Source organism: Pseudomonas sp. GW704-F2, from assembly GCF_059423025.1.
Genome location: NZ_JBWKXO010000099.1, coordinates 1 through 711 on the forward strand (window position 1 = coordinate 1; position 711 = coordinate 711).

Annotated in this window: 2 protein-coding genes; both read right to left on the reverse strand. The window is 54.1% G+C overall.

Annotated features, from left to right (window positions below; all coding sequences use genetic code 11):
* Positions 1-248, reverse strand: a 248-nt coding sequence (locus AC07W0_RS30920; RefSeq protein ID WP_495029353.1) for an IS66 family transposase, incomplete at its 3' end; no start/stop codon positions are given.
* 18 nt (positions 249-266) lie between these two features.
* Complete coding sequence (gene tnpB, locus AC07W0_RS30925; RefSeq protein WP_046489445.1) at positions 267-626, reverse strand: IS66 family insertion sequence element accessory protein TnpB; 360 nt, start codon at positions 624-626, stop codon at positions 267-269.
* Positions 627-711: the final 85 nt, after the last annotated feature.

Here is a 711-nt window from a genome sequence, read left to right on the forward strand (position 1 = left end):
CGTTTGGTCGGGGCGACAACTTCTTCCTCAGCATCAACGGGCACTGGCGTGGCGATACTTTCAGCTTCATTGAACAACGGCAGCTGTGGTGTCATCGGATCAACGGTTTGCTCAGATTTTCGTCCGAACAGGCGCTGACGAAGCAGTGCATTTTCCTCTTCAAGAAGAGCGACTTTCGACTGCATCTGAGCAAGTAATTGCTTGAGCGCAGCCGGGTCATCGGGATGGTTGTCGGGCATCGAAGTCATGGCCCGGATTATACCCAATCAAGCAACAAATCGCGGCGTCAAAACCTGATGCGGACGGTTGCGCCACAGGTCAAAACCGTCAAGCAGCCAGTTCAGTTCCTGGACGCTCAATACGATGGCTTCGTCAGTCGCGTCGGGCGAGGTTTTGAAACGCTCGGACTCCAGGCGCTTGAGCCAAAGGCAAAAGCCATTGCGCTCCCAGTAAAGGATTTTCACCCGGTTACGGGGGCGATTTAGAAAAACAAAAAGTACCGGGTCGAATACCGCCACCTTGATATCCAGCTCGACCAGGGCGGCGAGGCCGTCGATGGATTTTCGAAAATCCACGGGCTTGGGGTAGAGGTAGACTTTTTCGACTTTGGCGTCGGGACGCATCATGAGGTGCTGGCTCCGTAAAGAGATCGGGAGCACAGCATCAGGCTTCAATGGGCGGCTTTGAATGTGTAGGTGATGGATCGCTTAC

What these genes read in the sequence shown, in the direction of transcription:
- tnpB (WP_046489445.1), bottom strand. Translation starts at nt 626, where the DNA reads ATGATGCGTCCCGACGCCAAAGTCGAAAAAGTCTACCTCTACCCCAAG.